The organism is candidate division WOR-3 bacterium, assembly GCA_016926475.1.
In the GTDB taxonomy this organism is placed as follows: Bacteria; SDB-A; SDB-A; order SDB-A; family SDB-A; genus JAFGIG01.
Genome location: JAFGON010000023.1, coordinates 15,883 through 37,957 on the forward strand (window position 1 = coordinate 15,883; position 22,075 = coordinate 37,957).

The window sequence follows — 22,075 nt, forward strand, 5'->3', positions numbered from 1 at the left end:
TCAGCCCCCAAATTCTTTTATAAATTCTTTTACGCTGTTAGTGTCTGAAATGCAAATTGTTTGGATGTCTTTTTCTGTTTTTTTAACAAGAGACGACAAAACGGGTTTTGTCGAAAATTCCAAAGTCTCCGTAACATCCTTCTCTTTGAAAAATTTAACGGTCTGCATCCATTTGACAGGTCCGGTCATTTGCCCTTTCATCGCTTCTCGAATTTCTTGCGGTGAAGAAATCGGTTTTGCGCTGATGTTTGCGATTACAGGTTTTTCTGCTTTTTCAATTTGTGCTTCCGAAACGACGTCCGAAAACACTTTTGCCGCATCTTCCATCAAAGGAGAATGAAAAGCCGCTGAGACCTCGAGGAAAACGCATCTTTTGGCGCCTTTTTCCTTGCATTTACCGACAGCTTTTTCGACAGCATCGCTCTCCCCGCTTATCACCACCTGAGAAAGGCTGTTGTAGTTCGCTGGCACGACAATTCCCTGGATTTCTGCGCAGATGTCTTCGATTTCCTTATCACTGAGCCCGACAATCGCCGCCATCTTTCCGGGGCGTCTGCCCCCGGCTTCACTCATCAATTCGCCGCGCTTTCTGACTATTTTAAGTGCAGTGTCGAAACTTATTGCTCCTGAAGCGGCGTAAGCAGTGTATTCTCCGAGGCTGTGACCTGCCAGAAACTCATATTCTTTCATAAAATCTTTGACGAGGCTGTAAAGGCAAAATGAATGTAGGAATAGAGCGGGTTGAGTGTTTTTAGATTCGGTTAATAAGTCTGGGGGACCCTCAAACATAATTTTCGAAAGGTCGAAACCGAGTATTTCGTTCGAAAGTTCGAAAAGTTCACGGGCTTTCTGAAAATCTGCGAACAGGTCTTTTCCCATTCCGACTTGTTGTGCGCCTTGTCCGACAAATATCAAAGCGGTATTGCTCATTGTCCTTCTTTTCTAAACTTGCTTTCCAAAACTTCTTTTATCTTTTGAGAATAGGTTTTTTTCACTGTTTCAAGTCCGTTTTTGACTCCCAGCGGCGAGGTCTTGCCGTGGCCTATAAAAACAATCCCGTTGACGCCTATCAGAGGAGCCGCACCGTATTCCTCGGAAGTCAGCTTTCTTGCCATTTCAGACGGAATCTGGACAGTCTTGCCGAAAAAAGAGTTTAAAAACTCTATCATGCTCTCTGCGAATTTCAGAATAATGTTTCCGACAAAACCGTCGACGACGACTACATCGGCTTTGCCCTTAAAAATATCCCCTCCTTCGATGTTTCCGATGAAATTCAAATCGCTTTTTTCGAAAAGCTTGTACGCTTGAAGAGTCTGTTCGTTTCCTTTGGAAGGCTCTTCCCCTATTGACAAAAGTGCCACTTTGGGGGTCTTGACATCGTAGAGTTTTGAATAATAGACAGACCCCATCTGTCCAAACTGCCTCAACAAAGGGGGTTTGCAGTCGACATTCGCCCCGCTGTCGATAATCAGGGTGGGCTTTGACATGGTAGGGAAAAAACATGCCAGAGCCGGTCTCAAGATGTGTTTTATCCGGCCTAGGTTGACAAGTGCAAAAGCCATCACCACTCCTGTGTTTCCCACGGAGAAGAAAGCGTCCGCTTTTCCTTTTTTATGAAGGTTTAAACCGACGCTTATGGACGAGTTTGTTTTAGTTTTCAGGGCTTCGGAAGGAATGATGTTCATGTCGACGGAATCCTTTGACTCGATGAATTGAAGCCTTTTATCTTTAAGTATCCAAGAATTCGCGTCCAGAACTTCTTTCTCGCCGACTAGAATTACTTGGTCGTCTTGAGTTGAATCAACAAACAATTTAACGCCTTCGACGATAGGAGCGAATCCTTCGTCTCCTCCCATTGCGTCTATGGCAATTATCATCCCTTGTTTTCCTCTTTTATTTTTATGATTTCTTTGTTGTCGTAATATCCGCAATTTCTACAAACACTGTGCGGGAGATTTAAACTACCGCATTTCCTGCATTTTGTCAAAGCAGGCAACTGAGCCTTCCAGTGTGTTCTTCTCTTTTTCCCTCTTGTCGAAGACTGCCTTTTTTTAGGGAGAGCCATTTTTTCCTCCAATCAAACTTTTCAGCGCTTAGGTTTAGATTTACTTTGCGTTGACCTCGCAAGAGCAGGGTCCTCTGTTTAAATTTTCACCACACACCGGACAGAGCCCTTTGCAGTCTTCGCTGCAAAGGTATCTCATCCCCTCGTCCAGAATAATCATATCTCTTATCACGTTGGTCAAGTCTATAATTTTATCTTTTATCGGTATCACGCCTTCGTCTTCTACGAACCTTTCACTATCCGAAACAACAGCTTCTGCTTTCTCAGCCAACTCGGTCTTTTTTAAGAACCGATCCAGGCATCTTGCACAAGTCATCTCTCTTTCGTAAGAAACCTTGAGAGTGACCTGGGCGCTGTTTCTGCCGGGTAAAATTTTCACGTAGAACAAGGCTTTTTTCAAGCCTTCTATCGAAAAATCCGCAACCGGTAAGTCGCCCTCTCTTTCGAAAGGTTTGTCGTCGGTTAAATCTATTTTAAACCTGAGAATCCTTTCTTTGGATTCATCTTTGCTTTTTTTCATTTTTCCAGTATTGTCCCTGTTTTTCCGTTGAAAGCTTCCCTCGCTTTGTCCAGATCGGTTATTATAACTTTCTTCCCTCCTTTTTCAAGGAAATCTATGGCGGCTTCAATTTTTGGACCCATGCTTCCCGGAGGGAACTGCCCTTCAAAGAGGTATTTTTTCGCTGTCCCAATATCCAGCCTGTCGAGGAATTTTTCTCCCTGTTTCCTGAAATTTATTGCGACCTTTTCGACACCTGTTAAAATGACGAGAAGTTCAGCTCCAATTTCCGCGCCGAGAACAGCTGAAGCCCTGTCTTTGTCGATAACCGCGTCCATCCCTTCAAGGGCTCCGTTTTCAAGATAATAGACGGGTATCCCTCCGCCGCCGGCTGCGATGACTATTCCTCCCTTGTTTATTATCGACAATATGGCGTCCTTCTCAACAACCGAGAGCGGCTTGGGTGAAGGGACAACTCTTCTGTATCCCCTGCCGGAGTCTTCTTTCACAACCCATCCTCTCGCTTCAAGAGATGGAACATCTTCTTTCCGGTAAAAAACACCTACCGGTTTTGTCGGGTTTTTTATGGAAGGGTCGTCCGGCGAGACAATGATTTGCGTGACAATGGGAGTCACGGTCTTTTTTATGTTTTCTTTCAGCAGCCTGTTGTAGAGAGACTGCGCTATCATGTATCCTATCCATCCCTGCGTCGAAGCGTCGATGACACCCAGAGGCTGAGGGGGTATTTCATCGGCGCACCTTTCGTTTCTCAAAAGCTCATGCCCCGCTTGAGGACCGTTTCCGTGGGTGATCACTGGGCTGTATCCGTTTTCAATCAAATGAATTATTCCGGAAAGGCTTGCTCTAGTGTTCGCGAATTGCTCATAAATCGTGCCTTTTTGCCCTTCCCTTATCAGAGCGTTTCCGCCGAGGGCGACTATCGCTATCGGTTTATCCGTCATTTCACCTTCTCGAGAACTTCGGAAATATCTGGTTTTCCGATTTCTTGGAGGTCATACTTGACCCTGACCCAGGGTATGTTTATTTTGCAGACCCTTGAAAGGTCTATAGGCGTGGCAATCACGACAATTTCTACGTCCATCGAATTTATGGTCTTTTCCAGGTCGGAAATCTGTTTTTCTCCGTAACCCATAGCCGGAAGTATCGATCCGGTTCCCGGGTACTTTTCGAAAGTATCCCTTATAGTCCCCACCGCCCATTTTCTGGGGTCTACTATTTCTTTCGCACCGAATTTTTTAGCGGCGACAACACCCGCGCCGTAGGTCATAGATCCATGGGTGAGTGTTGGTCCGTCTTCGATAACAAGCGCCTTTTTCCCTTTGATTTTCGAACTGTCTGCCACCGTTATTGGCGATGCCGCGTCGATTATCGTAGCGTCTGGGTTGAAGGATTCGATGTTCTTTCTGACCTCTTCGACGTCAGAGGGGACAGCGTCACCAATTTTGTTGATGACAACGACGTCAGCCATCCTGAGGTTGGTTTCTCCTGGGTGATATTTGATTTCGTGTCCAGGCCTCAGAGGATCGACAACGACTATGTGCACATCCGGCTTGAAAAAAGGCAAATCGTTGTTGCCTCCGTCCCAGAGTATGACATCGGCTTCCTTTTCCGCCTCTCTCAGTATTCTCTCGTAATCAACTCCGGCAAAGACAGTTACACCGTTTTCAATATGAGGCTCGTATTCTTCCATTTCCTCTATGGTACAGTTGTATTTTTTTAAATCATCTTTCGTGGCAAAGCGCTGTACAGCCTGCTTTACCAAATCTCCGTAAGGCATGGGGTGTCTGACGGCCACTACCTTTTTTCCGGCTTTTAAAAGTTCAGAAGCTACTTTTCTCGTCGTCTGGCTCTTTCCGCAACCGGTCCTCACCGCACAAACGGCGACCACAGGTTTCGTGCTTTTGAGCATTGTCTTTTTTGGGCTCAAAAGCCAGAAAGAAGCTCCGCTCGCGTTGACCCTGCTGGCTATGTGCATAACGTATTCGTGGGATACGTCGGAATACGAAAAGACGCACACGTCTATGTTCTTTTCTTTTATCAGGTCTTCGAGCCGGTTTTCAGATTCGATTGGAATGCCTTGTGGATAAAGTTCGCCAGCGAGTTCTTTGGGATATTTTCTGTCATCGATATCTGGAATTTGAGTCGCGGTGAAACATTGAACTTTGTAATCTTTGTTGCCTCTGAAGAACATGTTGAAGTTGTGAAAATCTCTTCCCGCCGCTCCAAGAAGTAAAACATTTTTCGCTTCCACGATTTCCTCCTGCTTAACATTCAAATTGAAAAACGCAAAACGGGGAGCTTTTTCAGAAAGCTTCAAAACCCGAAAATCATATGAGATGCCAAAAGAAGTCCATATTCTCCATAAAACAACATTCTTTGTCAAGTTTTTTTTAAAGTCTAAATGCCGAGAACTATTCTGAAACCGAGAGTGTTGGTCTTGATCAGAACATCGGAGAAAGACGGATCCGAAGGTCCTCTTTTCGCGCACCTTATGTTTTCCTCGTCGTCTTCCCACGACCCTCCTCTTATCACTTTGTAGGATCCGCTTCCTGGTCCTTTTGGGTCCTGGGAGGGAGAATTTGAATAGTACTCGCTACCGTAATAATCGTTGCACCATTCCCAGACGTTTCCCGACATGTTGTAGAGGCCATAGCCGTTCGGTTCAAAAGACACAACAGGAGAAGTGTATGGGTATAAAGCATCACCCGACCAATTGCACATGCTTTGAGGCTGTTCGTCTCCCCATGGATAATAATTCCGTGCCAAACCTCCCCTTGCGGAGTATTCCCATTCGGCTTCCGTAGGAAGTCTGTACCCTCCTGTGAACCTGCATTCCCATGTCACCGTGTCGTATTGAGGGTCAAAACCTTCAACCGAAGAAAGCCAGTTGCAGTACCTCGCCGCGTCATACCAGGATATCATCAAAACCGGGTAGTCGGGGAAACTGTCAAAATAGTTGGCCATGCCGGAAAACCCCGGATCGTAGGGGTACTGGTACGAGTTCAAGTCGCAGAATTGTCTGTATTCGACGTTCCTGACTTCTTTTTTCGATATGTAAAACGTCGAAAGGCTCACGCTGTGGACAGGTTCCTCGTCCTGGCAATGACCCGGTTCGGTAGAGTCGCTGCCCATGAGAAAACTGCTGTCGCAGATAAGCAAAACCAGGTCGGGGTGGAGCACCGAATCAATGATGAAATATCCCTGGTTTGTGTCGAAAACCGAACTGTCATCCGACGCTGAAATTTTTATCTTGGCTTTTGCCGTCCTGACCTTTGGGACAGTCCAAAGAGCTGACAGTCCTTCGACTGCCGTGTCGATTACAATCCACGGAGAATCGTCTGAGACCCTGTAAAACAGGTCAACGCTCTGTATGTCTCCCTCTTTAAACCAAGATATGGTATACGAACTGTCAGGTGATAAAAAATCACCTGCATCAGGATGAGTGACGGTAATTCTTTTTTCCGGTTGCGGTTCGGGTTCGGTACCTGATTTTTTTGTGCATGACAAAACAAGGATTGGCAGCAAAAACAGTATCTTACGCATCTTTCCTCCGATGCTTGTCTTTTGAAAATATTATAATGTAAAAAAAGGGGGGTGGAAACCCCCCTTTTTACTTTTTACCTGACGTGCAGGAATTTCCCGTTTTCTGAGCCAAAATCAGTCCTGAGCATCCAGAAATACGTTCCAGCTGAAAGGCTTGTCCCTCTGTCGTCTTTTCCGTCCCAACTGACAATGTGAGTGCCTGCCGGCAGGAAAGTCTCGATTTCTCTGACCTGTCTTCCTGAAATGTCATAGACCAGCCATCTAACCGAGGAATTCCCGGGGAGAGACAGCCTGATAGATACCTCGTCCATAAACACGTTGGAAGAGGCAAGTCTGACCGAAAATACTTCGCTGGGTCCGATTGCTTCTGAAGAAGACTCCATGCCCATCGTTTTTTTGGTCTTAAGCACGAGCCTGTAAGCATCCGACAAAGCGCCAGAGGAGTTTCTGCCCCCGACAAGGAAGAAATCCCGTACTTCCACGGTGTCTGAAGAACCTTCCGCTTCCCTTGCGGTTATCGAGGCGCTTGAAAGGGGAGAAGGAAGATTGTCTATTTGATACCAACCATAACCGTTTTCATAGAGGTACGAATTTGCCGAAAACACACCCGAACTCTGACCTCCCGCAAAGACCATGTATGAACCAGATGAACCCGCGGAAATTTTACCGGTGTTTCTAAGAGGTGTTCTGTAGTCCGTGCTCCAGTTTATCACGACGGGAGAGGCCGCGCTCACCCTTCCGAAATAGACGTTGCCCCCGTAGATATCCCCTCCGGCCAGCGCAATGCCTTCCCTTGAACTTACGGAAAGACCTCCTTCAAAACCTCCGGGAAGAGGAGAAGCCAACATGAACTCTTCTGAATTTTCGTCAAAGAAATAACATGAAGGCTTTTCTGTCAAATTGCTCTCGATCACGTAGATGTAATCGCCTCCGATGCCTTCAAAAAACGCCAGCACCGGCGAGTTGACGGTGTTGGGTAAGTCCTGGGTCTGGAAGCTTCCAGTTAACTTGTCAAAGATAATTAGTTTTCCGGCGAGAGAAGAGTCGGAACTCAGCATATAAACTTTGTCCGTGGCGCTGACTCCCTGAGCGTCGGTTATTTTGTAAGGAATGGAAGAAACAACCGACCAGACGTTGCCAGTGGCGTCGTATTTCATGTGAAGCGTGTCTCCGAATACATTGACATCCCCCGCGTCGTCTATCCAAGAAACAGGACCGGCGACGGCTATAGGCATGTCGGCTATCGGCTCCCATGACGGCGTGACGCATCTTACAGAGTAAATTGAGGTGTCGTTATGGGGATTCGCGTCTCCGGGGTATTCGATTATTATTTTCTTTATGTAGTGGTGGTCTTCGACAAGGTCCACGTCTCCAAAATCGACTATGACGCTGTCCAGATAAGAAAGCCCCGTGACGTCGCGGGTTTCATTCATCAGGACTGATCCGCTGTTTATGTCGGTCACGACGGCTCTTACAGAGAAGTTCGCCGTCTGAGTCCCGTTGTTTTTGACAACTTCTCTTATACTGCTAGACCCCGCGGGTTGGAAGACACCCTGTATGTTCGGGTCTCCCCCTCCGACAAAAGCGTCTTTGTCCACCGAGGAGCTCAGGTAGATGTTGTCTATTACGCACGCGCCGTAGTTCTGGGTGGCATAGTAGGCAAAAGCCACTTCAATTTTAGAAGCGTTCGCGAACGAATCGCTTACGTCGGCTGAGTCAAGCGCCCTGAAGCTCGGAGTCGTCGCCCTGTAGTATGTCTTTATCTCCTGCCAAGCGGTCCAGGAGCCTTCTTTCAATCCGCACATCAAGACTTTTATCGAGTCGTAGGCGTTGTTGAAGCCTATCCCCCAGACAAAATACTGAAGGTCTACAGGGTTCCATTCCGCAGGCGATTTTATCGTGTCCACCAGAGGAGTGCTGTGGGATGAAGTATTGCCTATCCAAGCGCTGTAGTTTCCGGCGTTGTCGAGTTCGAGAGAACTCACTGTCCCTTCGTCTCTTATGTTCCAGCCGTTGGGCCAGTTTACGCTTACTGTGTGCGTCCAGTCCCATTTCGCCTGATCCTCGAAGTTCCAGACAACTTCCTCGAGGTATGGTCTGTTTAGAAGCCAGACATTGTCTATGCCGAAGAACCTATCGTAAGAGGGACCTTCCCTGTGTGTGTATATCACACCGACCTGGACGCTGTCCGCGCCAAAAAGCTGGAGTATCTCCTGGTAAAACCAGTTGGGGTTTGTGTTTGTGGTGTAGAAATAAACCGCCTCCCAGTCTCCCCAGACCGTGTTTCTGAAAGTCCTCAACATGACTATGGCGGTATCGCCTTGAACGCTTGTGCTCTTTCTGAGGCAGCCTGTCCAGCATAGATACTGATAATCCACAGACACGGGGGCTGAGGGTGAAAATGTCGTGTCGCATACGTAGTTTTTCCCGGTTCCTATAGCCCACATGCTCCAATTGTCCCCACTCGTCATCTCCCATCCAGAGTACCATGAGGAGGATTTTCTCTCCCAATTCGAGGATATCTTCCACCCTTGGTTGCCGGGTTCGAACGTCCAAGGAGGGTCGAAATAACCGGAAGCGCCTACCTCGATATAGTGCGGTGGAGACCATTGGCCTATGAGCGTTGTGTCTGACTGGATTCTAGCTCTCGTCCTTATCCCGTAAAGACCTTCGGCTGACCATTGGTGTATGGCGTTTCTGTCGGTGCTCCAACTGGAATAAGCGCTGTCGCCCCAGCTGAACTGGTATTCGAGAGTCCCCATTCCTGTAATAGCAGAATCGGAGAGGAAAGCGTAGTTTGTCGACACGTATCCCCACGTTGGTCCGAAGGGAGGGTGTAGAGGTCCTATCAACGGACGCATAAAAGTGTCCACCCTTATATCGTCAATGTAGAATCCTGGTCCGTTTCCTGTCGTCCCGTTGTTATCGGAGAGCCTCCAGAGAATCTGCAGATCCGTGTAGTTTTTTATACCGGTCAAATTGACGCTGTAGAGGGTCCAGTTGGACGAAGACCCCGTCCAGCCGGGCAAAGTCGCTCCCATCCAAGATACGTTGAATGTTCCCGTGTAAATCGGATTTACATTTTCGCTCGGGATCGTGTCCCAATTTCTTCCGTTGCTGTTCCATCCGCTCGGCATTGAAGCGGAGCCGTAAAACAAATCAACGCCGTCTTCGTTGTAAGCGCTTTCGTACCACATCCAGAAGAAAAGAACCGCTGAATCGGCAAAAGACGTGTTGATATCCGGAGTTCTGAACCAACTCGCATTTTGATCGTATATTCCGTCGAGGTCTGTCGCGGTGACGTTCACGCCCGACCTGGCCGACAAGGGGCCAACTACGGGTATTCCCCTCTGCCAGTCACCGGAAAAATAGTATCCGGCGGTGTCCATCTCGAACTCAAACCCGCTGTAATAAACAGTCCTGGCGTGAAGGGCGACGGTCAAATGTTCAGGAGACCACCCGGAAAGCCTTGTAGTGTCGCCGGAATCTCTGACCCTCGATCTGACGAAATACGTCCCTACCTCGTCGTAAGTTTTCTGTGCTAAGGGGTAGATATTCCATCCGGAATAGGTCCCGTCTCCCCAGTCGAATTGGTATTCGACCGCTCCAGCGACAACTTCAGAAGTGAAGTTGTATGAATTATAAGTTATACAGGTATCCGGACCTGTCGGCGCGGTAGTGGGTCCCGGTATCAGCATAACTGTGTCGAGTCTTATATCGTCTATGTAAAAACCTGCTCTGTTTCCGGTTGTTCCGTCGTTGTCCCCGAGCCTCCAAAGAAGTCTTAAATCCGTGGCGTATTTGTACGGGGTCAGGTCCACCTGGTAGAGCGTCCAAATAGGATTCGAACCTGTCCAGCCGGGCATGGTCGTGCTTGTCCACGTGACGTTGTAGCTGCCTGTGTATGCGGGGACTATGCTCGCGCTCGGCACGGTGTCCCAGTAATAACCCGCGTTGTTCAGCCCCCACGTGAAGGAAGCGCTTCCTACCCAGAGGTTGACTCCGTCGTAATCCTGGCGGGAGTCATACCACATCCAGAAATCGAGGATGACCGAATCGCACATTGAAAGGTTTACCTCGGGCGTGTTCAGCCAGCTCGCGTTCGTGTAGTAATTTTCGTTTAACCTGGTCGCCCAAACATTTCCCCCGCTTCGGGCTCTAAACGGACCTGAAAGCGGAATACCCCACTGCCAGTCCCCGAGCTGGTGCAGGCCGACGAAACCTCCGTCGTCGACTTCAAAACCCCAATAATAAGCGGTTTTCGGAGTCACCATGACGGCGAGAAGAGGTGGGGACCAGTTTGAAACCAGCGAACTGTCGTTGGCGTCACGGATCCTGGTCTGGACGAAATACGTTCCGGGGGTGGTCCAGGAGCGGGAAGACGAGGTTGAAATATCCCACGCCGAATAGCCACCGTCCCCCCACGAGAACTGGTATTCGTAATCTCCTGGTACGACTTCCGAAGTATAGACGTAATTTGTCTCTACGAGTCCGCTGTCAGTCCCTAAAGGTGCCGTCGTTGGACCCGGGATGTTTCCCCCCTGAAACGTCATTATTGAGATGTTGTCCAGACCCAGGTAAAAGTCGGGCCTGAGAGGGGAACCTCCCCCTCCCCTGTAGGCAAAACCTAACTGAATGGTGTCATAACCCATTGCGTAAGATGAGATGTCGACGGAATCCCATATCGAAAGATCTGTGCCGTAATAATATTTCAACTGCTGCCAGTTCGTCCAAGCACCCGCGGCACAGCTCCGTATAAGAATTGAAGCGGTGTCGCGGTCTCTGCCAGCCCTGTAATTGTAACCTATGGAATACTTCAGCCATTGAGTGTAGAAAAGAGAGTCCGAAATCTTGGGCGAATAGAGAGTGTCCCTGAGGACATAGTTGCCGGCTCTGTTGCTGCATATCCACATGCTCATCGTCAATGGGTCAAGAGGCCTTATGGCTTCCTGGTCGTAAACCCTCCACTGCCACCTGCGGGGCCAGTTTTGACCCTGTATTCTCTTGGCGGAGTTCCATCCGTCGGCCCAGGGATCTGTCTCAAAATCCCAGAAATGATAAGCCGACAGAGTGTAAGCTGTAATCAGCAAACTCAAAAAAATTACTATTTTTTTCATCTTCCCCTCCATCAGTAAACTTCGTTCCAGTAGACGTATTTCTTTTTAAATCCTGGACCTGTTATCTCTCTGATTATAGGTCCGGAACTGGTCATCACAATGACCACAGGTCCGTCAGGACCGACAGTGACCTGCGGAGAGGAAGGGACTCCAATGTGTCCGAGGTCTATAGCCTCCAAGAGTCTGCCTTCGAGCAGCGACGCGACATACATTCTCGCGTAACCCGCTCCAATGTCGCAGGGGCCTGCTTCTGCTGTGTCGGGGGCGAATGTCGTCCAATATACGTTGTTGCTGTAAATGAGAGGAAGAGACGTGACTTTCTCTCCGGGGTGGGTGTGCCTGTAGTAATACCCGTAATCACCAGGAGGGGTCGCTGCTGTCGTCAACTCGGCCATGTCGGATATTGTCGCCGCCGCGCCGGATGCCGGAGGCGATTTGAGCATTAGGAAGTAACCGACTTTCGTTGTGTCCATTGGGTTGTCCCTGTTTCCGGAACCCCAGCAATACCAGTGTTCTCCGCTGAAATCTTGAGCTACAGCGACGGGGAAAAAGCAAGTCATGTCGGCGTCGGCCGGGACTCCCGCGCTCCCGCTGAAAGCTGTATAAACCGACCAATTTGAAGGATTTGTATCTGATTCTGTGTCCATTATCAGGAGGTTTCCGCCCAGATCCGGAGCAACCACCATGTCGACGAAGCCGTTTACGTTCATATCCGTCATCGCCAGAGAAGCCGGCACTCCGTTTCCGTTGGGGTTTTCCCATCCTTTTGCCCATGCGGTGTTTCCGGTCAAAGCGTAAAAAGCGAAGAAATCTCCCGTGTCCGCTACGAAAGATCCTGAAGTGTCGGGGACGTATCCCCCACCCATGAAAAATCCCCACATGGGAATTGCCGTGTCGTTGCTGACGGGGTCCACATCCACTTTGAACTGACCCGCTGTGGGCTGGGACCAGGTGTCTCCAAACCTTTTATAAAGGCCTCCGATGAGAGTTCCGGATATTTCGGTGATCAACTTGGGATAAGAAGAAGTGTCTGTCGGCGCCGGCACCTCGGTTATATCGAGAATTATGTAGTTGTTGCCGCCTTCTCTCTGCCCCACAATCAAAATTGTTCGCCAGTCGGTCGGGTCTTTCACACCGTCTCCGTCCAAGTCGGCCCACAAATCGGCGGCGGTGACCGGTCCGTCTAAAATATAGGTGTGCTGGTTGTCGAGCGCCCAAACCCTGAGTTTGTTCATCGCGAATTTCGGCACCCAAGCCCAGACTTCATGCCCGGTAGAGGCGTCTATACAGTGAAGCGTACCCGTGTTTGTACCGACGTACACCCTTTTTCTGCTGTCTCTGTAAGCGTGGTTTTTTCTGTAAACCACGTATGACGGGTCGCCTGTGTAAAATGGGCTCGGGGCGCCTATCATCAGAGGAGCGCTGTGAAATATGTCTCCCATCTTCCATCCAGGAGACGCGTTGCTGTAACCCTCTCTCGTCCTCTGGACGATGAGGTCTTTTTCCCAGGCGGTGCCGACGTTGACTTCCGAGGGCAGGACATTCAGAAAACTGAAGTCGGATTTGAGTCCAAGCTGATTCGTGTAGAAAATTTTTCTGCTCGCGGAAGGGGTCTGCTGAAGAGATTCTCCCGCGGTCCAGATTTCAGAACCCAAAAATGTGTCGCCCGTGAAAACGACAGCTCTGAGCTGACCATCCCAAAACCCTCCTCCCTGAGGACGGAAAGTCGCGTAAACTATCGCCGTGTCGCTTATCATAGTCCTGACAACAGGGACACTCGCCGGTGAGAACGAAAAGTTGTTCTCGAGAATCGACTGGAAAATATCATGCAGGGATTGAGCGAGCTCATCGGCGGTCTGAGCTATATAGGCGTAACCCTCGCAGTAATGAAAAGAAGGAGGCAGGGCTTGATAGCCCGTCGAGTAGGCGGATTTTGGGTTGTACCATCCGTTTGATGACCCCCAACCGCTTCCAATGGGTTGTGGCCATGTCCACGGATTGTGAACGTGTGTGTGGGGGGGGTTGTACATCATGTCTGAATAGTTGTATTTATCGAGATTGTCGGTCCCTCCCCAGTATGCCGCCCAGTTCAGTTCGTTTCTTCCTTTTTGTGTTATTCCTGTGCCGAAACCGACCATGAAAGCCGGAATATCTCTGTCTTGGTTGCTCACCGAGGCTTCTCGGACAAGCGACCAGCTTCCGAGCCAGTCGTTTGATTCGGTTATCTGGGTGTAAGACGCGTTTGTTCCATAGCCGTTTGATTCCCCGTCAGTTATATGTATCAGGTAATAACTCCTGCAGTCGAGGTCTGGATGGGTTGAGTCGTATTCGTGTATCCATTTTGAAGAAAAGTAAATCGCAGGGCCGTTAGGAGTCCAACCTCCATTTGTGGTGTAGTTGATGTGGGACCATATCGTCGAATAGGGCGTCCCGAAAGTGTCCGCTCTCAAAGAACCCGTCGCCTCCCCGGGCAGATAGATATACGGACCGGGGTTGTACGTTCCCGAAGGGGTGTTATAAAAAAATCCAGTTGCCAGATCGACGCCGAGAATATCCCTGTCGGAGTCTTCCACCACTCCGTCTTTGTCTGCGTCGAGAAGGCTTTTTATGACCTGCAGAGCCTGGGTTATTCTCGATCCGGCCATGCTGCCCGACCTGTCGAGAAAAATCATGGCCGCAGGTTCAGCCGCGACGCGGAACAGGACTTCATCGTTGGCGAGCAGCAAAGCGGGAAAGACAAGCAAGATAAATAAATTTTTCCACTTCATGTTTCCCCCTTACCTTGTCCCTTGAATTCCGGACGGATCCACGACGACGGCTACTGGAAGACAAGCTCTTCCAGAACCGAGTTGTATCTCCATCACCGTGTAGAAAATTCCTTGGTTCGTGAAAATTTCACCGTCGATTTCGACAGCGTAATGCCACGCTTCTCTCGACAAAATCTTACCCATAAATATTACTTTGACTCCTTCGGGCGATCTTATGGGAAACCCTGGGTCGTAACCCTTGAGCCTTTCTATATCAAAGCCGTATTCGTCCGAGCCGTGGTAAAAAATTACCACTGGGTCGTAGACAAAAAAACCGGTCGGGAGAGAGGGGTCGTCTTTCAGCTCGTAGTCTTCAAGGATTTCTTTCTTTATATCGTCTGTTTCAAGGGCGGTAGAAGAGACGGATAGATCAGACCTCAAAGCGAACCATTTGACAGCCTCTCTCTCCTGAGGAGGGTTTAAATCCATGTCTTGTTCAAAAGCTGAAACGTTTTGGGAAAGAAAAAACGTCAGCATAATAAATATCGATATTTTGACCATCTGACCTCCTTCTACGGATAGCCCGTAGTCCCGCCGGGGACCGGCGCCGCTGTTGTTCCGACGAGGATTTGAGAACGTCCTTTTCTCGGGGACGTTATCTGCTCTTCGCCGGTTATCTTGTATGAATAATTCAGAGCGACAAGAGCTCTTTCGTTTGCCGTCCAGGAAGAAGTGTAACCCGGTAAAATTTTTGTTGTCTTGGTCATTGTGTCTACGTCGCATTTGACGTTTCCTATCGTGAAAGTGTCTCCATGGTCGGGTTGGTAAACAGTTCCCAGTGTCGCCGTCACTCTTTCGGCTCCGGCTTCAGTGCCTCTGAAGGCCTGCGTTTTATGCTTTATGACGTCTGTGATTCTGAGATCAGACGTCGCGAGCATAAAAGCTGCGCCGACAAGAATAGCTCCCGCGACAAGTATGCTCAAAGCCAAGATGAGCGCTATTCCTTTTCTTTTCATCTGCCCCCCTTACATCCTGCTTCTTATTGTTACGACCCGGCTGAAAGTTATCGTGTCCGCCGAAGTCGGATTTTTCACGGCTCTCTGGTTGTAGGTCGTCACCCTCAGTTCTACGTGGGTGACCGCGAGGTTGTTCGCCGTCACAGCTCCGGTGACGTCGTACGGTATTATGTCAAAACTCTCAACGCCGGGAATCAAAAGGTTATAGACCAGAGCACCCGCGCTGTATCGGACGTTGTAAACGTTCTTTGAAGCTGCGTCGTAGACGATTCCGAAGGTTTCATAGACTGTGTCGAGCGATCCGTTGCCAAAAGTGGCTTCAGGGTAAACGTCTGCGAAATAGCAAAACGAATCGTTTCCTGAAGCATTGTAGTGGAGTTTAAAAATCTTGAAAATGGTCGTGTCCTGAAATTCCCTTGTGTTTCCGGGTATTGCCCTCATCTCTCTCGAAGCTATCCTCAAAATAGCTTCTGCAGACTGTATCGCTTCGGACCTGCCTTCGATAATAGATTGGTGGTTTCTCTCCTGAGTGTAATAATACACGAGGACGCCCACGAGAGCCAAACCCATGGTCAGGGCGCCCAAAAGTTCGACCAAAGAAAATCCTTTTTTCATAATTCTCACCTCTCCGCCACATAGGTGTGAATTGTATCGATGATCTGCTGACCTTGCCTGCTCCTCCAAGAGTATTCGACAGTCATGCTCTTTGCCCTCAGGCCTGACGTGTCGGGATAGACAGTCCATGTAATATGTGTCGTCCCGAAAATGGAGTCGCCACTCGCTATCGTCTCGTAGTCGATGCTCTTTATCCATTCAAGAAAATCCTCTAAGTCGTTTATCGCTTGTTTCTCGATTCGGACGCTCAATTCAGCCTCCATGGTCCTGACCCTCGCCGCTCCGAGGGCGACAATACCAATTGCAAAGAGGACGACGACCACAAGAACTTCGAGATATGAAAATCCTTTTTTCATAAAAATCTCCCTCAGTATTTGATGATTCTGGCAATGCCGGTAGCGGGAATTACTTTTATGGAAAGCCTTCTCGTGCCGCTCTCAATCATGACAGAATCTCTCGGAGACGAACCGAGAGAAAGAGAAAGAGATCCGGTTGGAAGAAAAAAAATCTCCGAATACTGGCCGGAATTGAGAGTGACGTTGCTCGGAATATCCCCTTTGATGTCGAGACTCGTCGCCGATCCTCCGACACCTCCCTGCCATTTGCAGACTTCATAACGCCCCGCAGTCGTGTTGAATCTTACGAGAGTCGTATCTGCTTTTGTTATAGCGAGCTCTCTCGCCTCCTTGACGGCCCCGACGACCTGCCTTGTCGCCCTGTCGACTTTGTCGTTTAAAACTCTGACAAAAGGAATCGATATTGAGACTATCAGCCCCATCAGCACGACCACGACCATCAATTCTATTATCGAAAAACCCTTTTTAGACATTTATCCCTCCCATTATCTGTAAACATTTATAGGTATAGCAAAACCTTTGCCATAAAACTTGATTTTTATAAACCACAAAATAATGTGGCATATCATAAAAAGGTTTTTTTTTGTGTATAAATATTGTGAAAATATTTTCAAGTTGTGAAAATATTTTCACATTGCAGAAAAAAAACAAAGGAGAGTCCTGCTGTATAGTAGGACTCTCTAAAAATTTCCTAAATTGCTTTACTCAATCGCTTTCTGTTATGTCTACCGGTTCCAAATCATGGGGCATTTTACCTGCCTTGTTGATAAAAGAATAGACAACCGGAATTACTAACAGGGTCAAAAGGGTTGCAAAGAGAAGACCGAAAATTATCGGCCATACCATCGGTCCCCAGAATTTATATTTCATACCAATTCCGAGGGCGAGCGGAAGCATTCCTCCCATCGTCGTCACGGAAGTCATTAGAATTGGCCTTAATCTGACAGGGCCTGCTTTTCTTAGAGCTTGGTATATCGGCATGCCGTCTTTCCTCAGCTTGTTTGTGTATGTGACAAACACAATAGCGTCGTTTACAACTATTCCTACCAGCGCGATAGTCCCAATGAAAGGCATCACTCCGAAGTGGTTTCTCGTTATCAAAAGACTGAGAAGAACCCCGATTATGGAAAATGGAACCGTGAACATAATTACAAATGGATGTGAAAGAGATTGAAACTGGATGACCATGATTAGATAAATCAGCGCCACACCGATTAAAAGAGCAATTCCAAGACCGCCGAAGTCTTCCTCCATCTGCTGTTTGTCACCGGTTATGTTTATCGTGTAACCTGGCGTCTGCAGAGAATCGATGAAAGGTTCGAGTTTTTTTATTACATCGAACGCGAGAACGCCGTATACATCCGAACTCACCGTGACCTGCCTCATTCCATCGACCCTGTTTATCTGAGAAAACCCCGACGTCACGTTTATGTCGGCGACTTGCTCGAGCGGAACTGTTGAACCCGACGCCGTGGGCACTGGAAAAGACCTTAGGACATCAAGCGTTTTGTCGCTTTCCTCAAGTTCTACCCTGACTTTGACCTTGTCGTCTCCGATGTTCATTTCCGTAGCGTCTGTTCCGTTGAAGGAAACAGAAACGGGCTGAACAATGTCCGCAGGGGTGACCCCGTAATAAGCGGCTTCTCTTCTTTTGATTATGACTTCGACCTCTGGAGAGCCCGATCCGAAATCGTCTTTCACGTTGCGAGTTCCTTCCTGCTGACGGAGAAACTGCTTTATTTTGTAGGCTATGTCCATCAAAACGTCTATGTTGTCACCTTTGATTTCAACCGTGATCGGCGCACCTGAAGGCGGCCCCATGGATTCGCCTCTCATTTCGACTCTTGCCTCCGCAATTTCGTGCTTTATCGAATCGATTTTTGCAAGCAAAATTTCTCTGACTTCTATGTCTTTTTTGCCGGAGTTCTCAAACAATCGGACTTCTATCTGAGCGGTATTCCCGCTGACGTTTGAAGTGTACTTTTCGACCTCGGGTATCTGAGCGATCAGGGCTTCAATCTTCTTTGAAATTTCGTCGATGTCCTCGGTGGGCGTGCCGGTTGGAACAGAGACGTTGACCGTGAACTGATCAAAACCGCTTGAAGGCCAAAGCTCGAAACCAACAACCGGAAGAAGAGCAAGAGACAGGATAAAAGCGGTCCCGGCGAATATAAGCGTTTTCACCCTGTGGTCGAGCGCCCAGTCGAGTATTTTCCTGTAGGTTCTCATTACTCTGGAGTTCACCCACCTGTCTCTTCTCTTGGCTGCTTTACTGTGATATATGAGGAATTTTGAAGCCACTGCAGGAATAACTAAATGGTCGACGAGAATAGACGAGGACAGGGCTATAATCACCGTTATCGGGATCAATTTCATGAATTCGCCGGTCACTCCCCTTATCATGAACATTGGGAAAAATGCGGCCATCGTTGTAAGGGCAGACGCGAGAATTGCGCCTCCCGTTTCGTCAATGCCTTTTCTGGCGGCGGTCATTTTATCGTATCCGTATTCCAGATACCTGTATGTGCTCTCTATGACAATAATGGCCCCGTCCACTATCATGCCGACCAGAAGTATCATCGAGAAGAGAGACATGTTGTTCAATGAGTAACCCAGCAAAAACAAAGCTGCAAAAGATGTGCTTATTATCAGCGGAATGGAGATCATCACGAGCACGGCGTTTCTCCACCCTACACCTAAAACCAATATCAAAATTACAAGAATGGATCCGAATATCGCGTTTTGCTTGAGCTGGTTAAGGTTTTCGTTTATGTAATCTGACTGGTCAAAGGTTATGTCGAAGGAGATTCCCAGGGGAAGATTTTCCCGGATTATCTCGAGCTCTTCCCTGATTCTTTTGGAAATTCCGATTGTGTTGCCGTTTGTTTTCTTGTATATGGCGAGCGTCACCGAAGGGTGGCTGTTGAAACGTGAATATGACGTCGCCTTCTCTAGTGTGTCGAGAACCGTAGAAATATCGGACAAATAGACCGGACCGTTAGCAGTAACCGTTATCACGGTGTTTTCAATATCCTCCTTGGAACGATAGGCGCCGAGGACTCTGAGGGTGTAGTCTTTCTCTCCGAGATTGATGCTGCCTGCCGGAAGATCTATGTTCGAACTGTTTATCCTTCCTATGATGAGTGGAATCGTCAGCCCGTATTCCCTGAGCTTGTCCTCTCTGAGCAGGACCATGAACTGCCTTTCTCTTCCGCCGAATACGTCGACCCTCGAAACACCGCTGATGCCTTCGAAAATGGGGGCGATGTCGTCCGCGTATCTTTTCAGGTTTTCATATGAGGTCTTATCCCCATTCTCGCTTTTGAGAGTCAGGAAAATCACGGGCATTTCGCTGAGTTTTATATCCCGAATTATAGGATCCATTGCGTCTTCAGGAAACTCGTGCTTTACTCTGTTGATTATCTCTTCTATGTCTCTCTTTGCATCGTCGTTATCGACTCCTATGTCAAATTCATACCAGATCTGAGCTCCGCTATTTGAAGAGTATGAATAGACATGTTTGAGGTCTTCAATTCCTCTGGAGTCCTCTTCTACGATTTTTGAAATCTGCTTTTCAACCTCTTCCGGGGCGGCTCCAGGGTAGGGAATCGTCACCGAAATCCAAGGGATGTTGACATCGGGGACGAGTTCAACAGGTATTGAAAAATAAGCGTAAACACCGAAGAGAGCAGCTGCTATCGCGACGATAAAAACAGTCAAACTCGAAGAAATTGCCAGCTGGGATATCTTCATTTTTCAACTCCGGGCATATATTCGGGACACATCAGGCAGTTTATAGGCGAACCGTCTTCTATGTAGTCCTGTCCCGCCACTATGACAGTGTCGCTGACACTTAGTCCTTCGAGAACGATACCGAAAGAATCGTTTATCTGTTCGATGGATATCACGGTTCTAAGAGCTATTCCCCCGGAAGCCTTGAATACAACAGTCTCTCCTTCCTGCATCAAGACCGACTTCAGAGGGACTATAATCGCTTCTTCGAATCTTCCTATTTCTATCTGAGCAATGCCGATCATGCCTGGAAGTAGCGTTTTATCTAGATTTGAACATATCACTTCGACAGTAAACTTGCCTGTCTGCCTGTCCGCAGCCGGATAAATTCTGTTCACTGTCCCACCAAATATCCTGTCCGGGAAGGCGTCCACGCATATTTCCACTGGAGACCCTTCTTGGATTTTAGTGACATTTTCAGAGCTGACGCTCAGTTTGATTTTTACAGTGTCCATGTCGGCTATTCCGAAATACGGCATGCCAGGACTTGCCATCTCCTGAGGGTCAATTCCCCTCGATGTTATGGTGCCGTCAAAAGGAGCTTTTATCACTGACCCCGACATCGCGGACTGGGCGAGCATGAGGCCGGACTGGGCGCTCTGAAAAGCAGTCTGCGCTGCTTGAAATTGAGACTGAGACACAAGCCCTGAATTGAAAAGTTCTTCTGTCCGACTGAAGTCGTCCTGAGCTTTTTGAAAAGAAGCCTGGGCTTGTATATAGTTCGCGTAAAAGTCCGTCCCTTCGAGTGACGCAATAACGTCGTTTTTCTTCACATAGTCGCCAATTTCGACCGAGACGGAGAGCACTCTTCCCCCCGATTTAAACGATAGATCAACTTCCATCTGTCCTTCGATTCTTCCTGAGGACCGTATTTTGTCAACAAACAAACCTTTCTCTATCTGTATTGTTCTCACTGTCGAACTGAACGGATTTCTGTTGTTTTTCGGCTTTTTCGAGCAGCTCATTAAAAGAACAAGAACCGTTATTGAAACCAACACAAGGGCTTTAGAAGTATTACTTCTCATATAGTCCTCCCTCGGAGATAAAACTCGTCAATACTCCCATAGAAGAGAGTAGTTTTGCGTAAGAAATATATATGCCGTAATAAGATGCTATTTCTGCGAGTTTCGCGCTTTCAAGCGTATTCATGGCTTCGAACAGCTCAAGAGAAGTCGCCAGTCCATTTTTGTACATTTTGTCTGTCAGTTCGTAAGCTTCCTGTGACGCCCGGACTGTTTTCAACGCGCTTTCGTATTGAAGCATTGCCCCTTTGACTTCTCTGTAGCTCTGTTCCGTGGAACTCAGGGTCTGCGCATGAGTGTCGAGAAGAGCCAATTCCGCCCCCCTGACTTGGGAGGAAGCGCTTGAGTAATCCTGTATTCTCGCCGTCCCCTGAAAGAGAGTCCAGCTCAGCTGAACTCCTCCGTAGTAATTTGGTTCGCCGAACTCCCAATTGTTTCCGGACCAATTGTAACCTGCAAACGCGCTTAAAGTCGGAGAGAACGAAGACATCACATTCGTTTTTCCCGCCTTTGCTGAAGAAAGCGACGCATACGCGATTTCCATGCTGGGTGAGGCTAGAGCTATTTTTAAGCAGCTGTCGAGTTCTGGAAGTTGGACATCCATAAAAACAGGTTCCACGACATTTATGCTGGTCTTTTCTATTTGCAGAATATCGCAAAGGGAATTGACCGCGTTTTCCAAATCGTTCTCGGCTTTTATAAGATTCGCCTCTTCTTGAGCTACCTGGACCTCCGACCTGGCGACGTCAAGGTTGGTCGCCATACCCACCCTCAGCATTTCCTGGGTCAAGTTTAGGTTGTCGTTAGCCATCTGAAGGGATTCTCTTGAAATTTTCAAGGATTTAGAAGCCTGAATAAGGCCCAAATATGAAGTCAGGATCCCCAGCGCTATTTGGTTTTGAGCAATTTCTCTGCCCTCCTGGGCTATTCTGACAACAGACGAATTCAGGGCGACGTTTGCCAGTCTAGACCCTCCCGTGAAAAGAGGCAACGAAAGAGAAAATCCGGTCTGATGGGTTCCCTTTGCTCTTATCACTACAGGATTTCCGTCTATTCCCGGCTGGGTTATTTCATCCGGATACCTTGTGTACGAAGAAGAAAACGACACCGTCGGCAGGAAATAAGAAAGCGACTTCCTGTAACCTGCTTTGGCTTGAAAAATTTCCTCGTCGGCTTCTCTTATGCTTACATTGTTTTCAAGAGCTATTGACATCGCCTCATCAAGGCTCAAAGTCAGGCCCGACTGAGAGGCTATCGCTAGTAGCAGCGCAATATATAACAC

17 protein-coding genes are annotated in these 22,075 nt (G+C 48.2%); all 17 read right to left on the bottom strand.

Features of this window, described 5'->3' with window-relative positions; all coding sequences use genetic code 11:
- Positions 1 to 930 carry an ACP S-malonyltransferase gene (gene fabD, locus JXA84_02210; protein MBN1150015.1) on the bottom strand — a complete coding sequence of 310 codons (930 nt, stop codon included), beginning with the start codon at positions 928 to 930 and terminating at the stop codon, positions 1 to 3.
- The gene (gene plsX, locus JXA84_02215; protein MBN1150016.1) at positions 927 to 1,877 is read right to left on the bottom strand and encodes a phosphate acyltransferase PlsX; all 951 of its coding nucleotides are present in this window, start codon (positions 1,875 to 1,877) and stop codon (positions 927 to 929) included. Before plsX ends, fabD begins: the two co-directional genes overlap by 4 nt.
- Positions 1,874 to 2,065 carry a 50S ribosomal protein L32 gene (gene rpmF / locus JXA84_02220; GenBank protein MBN1150017.1) on the bottom strand — a complete coding sequence of 64 codons (192 nt, stop codon included), beginning with the start codon at positions 2,063 to 2,065 and terminating at the stop codon, positions 1,874 to 1,876. The genes plsX and rpmF overlap by 4 nt, the downstream gene beginning before the upstream one ends.
- 40 nt (positions 2,066 to 2,105) lie before the next feature.
- Complete coding sequence (locus tag JXA84_02225; GenBank protein ID MBN1150018.1) at positions 2,106 to 2,585, bottom strand: DUF177 domain-containing protein; 480 nt, start codon at positions 2,583 to 2,585, stop codon at positions 2,106 to 2,108.
- A complete protein-coding gene (locus JXA84_02230) occupies positions 2,582 to 3,526 on the bottom strand; it encodes a carbamate kinase (protein ID MBN1150019.1) in 945 nt (314 codons plus the stop codon). The genes JXA84_02225 and JXA84_02230 overlap by 4 nt, the downstream gene beginning before the upstream one ends.
- Positions 3,523 to 4,839, bottom strand: coding sequence for a GTPase (locus tag JXA84_02235; GenBank protein MBN1150020.1), 1,317 nt, complete (start codon positions 4,837 to 4,839; stop codon positions 3,523 to 3,525). The genes JXA84_02230 and JXA84_02235 overlap by 4 nt, the downstream gene beginning before the upstream one ends.
- Positions 4,840 to 4,982: 143 nt before the next feature.
- A complete protein-coding gene (locus JXA84_02240) occupies positions 4,983 to 5,717 on the bottom strand; it encodes an SUMF1/EgtB/PvdO family nonheme iron enzyme (GenBank protein ID MBN1150021.1) in 735 nt (244 codons plus the stop codon).
- Between the two features lie 485 nt (positions 5,718 to 6,202).
- The gene (locus JXA84_02245) at positions 6,203 to 11,245 is read right to left on the bottom strand and encodes a hypothetical protein (protein ID MBN1150022.1); all 5,043 of its coding nucleotides are present in this window, start codon (positions 11,243 to 11,245) and stop codon (positions 6,203 to 6,205) included.
- Between the two features lie 11 nt (positions 11,246 to 11,256).
- The gene (locus JXA84_02250) at positions 11,257 to 14,013 is read right to left on the bottom strand and encodes a hypothetical protein (protein MBN1150023.1); all 2,757 of its coding nucleotides are present in this window, start codon (positions 14,011 to 14,013) and stop codon (positions 11,257 to 11,259) included.
- Positions 14,014 to 14,022: 9 nt separating this feature from the next.
- Positions 14,023 to 14,553, bottom strand: coding sequence for a hypothetical protein (locus tag JXA84_02255; GenBank protein ID MBN1150024.1), 531 nt, complete (start codon positions 14,551 to 14,553; stop codon positions 14,023 to 14,025).
- 11 nt (positions 14,554 to 14,564) lie between these two features.
- The gene (locus JXA84_02260; protein ID MBN1150025.1) at positions 14,565 to 15,008 is read right to left on the bottom strand and encodes a hypothetical protein; all 444 of its coding nucleotides are present in this window, start codon (positions 15,006 to 15,008) and stop codon (positions 14,565 to 14,567) included.
- 9 nt (positions 15,009 to 15,017) lie between these two features.
- Positions 15,018 to 15,623, bottom strand: coding sequence for a hypothetical protein (locus tag JXA84_02265; GenBank protein ID MBN1150026.1), 606 nt, complete (start codon positions 15,621 to 15,623; stop codon positions 15,018 to 15,020).
- A 5-nt stretch (positions 15,624 to 15,628) separates the two neighbouring features.
- Entirely contained in the window at positions 15,629 to 15,979 is a 351-nt protein-coding gene (locus JXA84_02270; GenBank protein ID MBN1150027.1) for a prepilin-type N-terminal cleavage/methylation domain-containing protein, read from the bottom strand.
- An 11-nt stretch (positions 15,980 to 15,990) separates the two neighbouring features.
- A complete protein-coding gene (locus JXA84_02275) occupies positions 15,991 to 16,452 on the bottom strand; it encodes a prepilin-type N-terminal cleavage/methylation domain-containing protein (protein MBN1150028.1) in 462 nt (153 codons plus the stop codon).
- Positions 16,453 to 16,684: 232 nt separating this feature from the next.
- Positions 16,685 to 19,732, bottom strand: coding sequence for an efflux RND transporter permease subunit (locus JXA84_02280; GenBank protein MBN1150029.1), 3,048 nt, complete (start codon positions 19,730 to 19,732; stop codon positions 16,685 to 16,687).
- A complete protein-coding gene (locus tag JXA84_02285) occupies positions 19,729 to 20,796 on the bottom strand; it encodes an efflux RND transporter periplasmic adaptor subunit (GenBank protein ID MBN1150030.1) in 1,068 nt (355 codons plus the stop codon). The genes JXA84_02280 and JXA84_02285 overlap by 4 nt, the downstream gene beginning before the upstream one ends.
- A complete protein-coding gene (locus JXA84_02290) occupies positions 20,786 to 22,075 on the bottom strand; it encodes a TolC family protein (protein MBN1150031.1) in 1,290 nt (429 codons plus the stop codon). Before JXA84_02290 ends, JXA84_02285 begins: the two co-directional genes overlap by 11 nt.